Origin of the sequence: Protofrankia sp. CiP1_Cm_nod2 (assembly GCF_920664355.1) — a bacterium.
In the GTDB taxonomy this organism is placed as follows: Bacteria; Actinomycetota; Actinomycetes; order Frankiales; family Frankiaceae; genus Protofrankia.
Genome location: NZ_CAKKTL010000079.1, coordinates 16,148 through 16,689 on the forward strand (window position 1 = coordinate 16,148; position 542 = coordinate 16,689).

The window sequence follows — 542 nt, forward strand, 5'->3', positions numbered from 1 at the left end:
CTGTGCGTCGGCGGACATCTCCGGCTGGAGGCGGGCGTTGCCGTCGCCGGCGTCCGCTCGGCGAATCCGCCGTCCCTCCAGGACCGCCAGCCCGGCCGTGACAAGCTCCTCCACGACGGCGGCGAACTGCGTGTCACCCCGTATCTTCAGGCGGTTCTGCAACGGACCGCAGTTGGACCAGGTGGGGCCGATCTCCGCGTACAGCCGTGCCGCAGCCCTGGACAGTGCCATCCCGCCCCCGTCATCTCTCGGAATCGTCACTCGCGATATCTGGACATATCTGGATACCAGAAGGTACAGATGATTTTACTGATTCTTGTCCGGCCTCCGTCAGGCAGGCTTGTCGCGGCAGATGCCGGCGAGGTCGCAGGTAGCGCATGCCTTGCACCAGTGCCGGTGGCGTGGCAGGTCGTTGGCGCGCAGCGCCTCCCCCGCGTTCCGGATCTTGTTCTGGATGTCGCCGAGCAGGGACTCGTCGACGACTTCGCGGGTGCTCCGGGAACGCTCGTCGAGGTTGAGCACCTCCACCAGGTCGGCCCGCC

At 66.8% G+C, this 542-nt stretch carries 2 protein-coding genes; both read right to left on the bottom strand.

The features are described from left to right. A partial coding sequence (locus NBW84_RS11125; protein WP_250284284.1) for a hypothetical protein occupies positions 1-231 on the bottom strand: 231 nt, incomplete at its 3' end. A 99-nt stretch (positions 232-330) separates the two neighbouring features. Beyond that, positions 331-542 (bottom strand): hypothetical protein (locus tag NBW84_RS11130; RefSeq protein WP_250284287.1); only part of this gene is annotated, 212 nt, incomplete at its 5' end.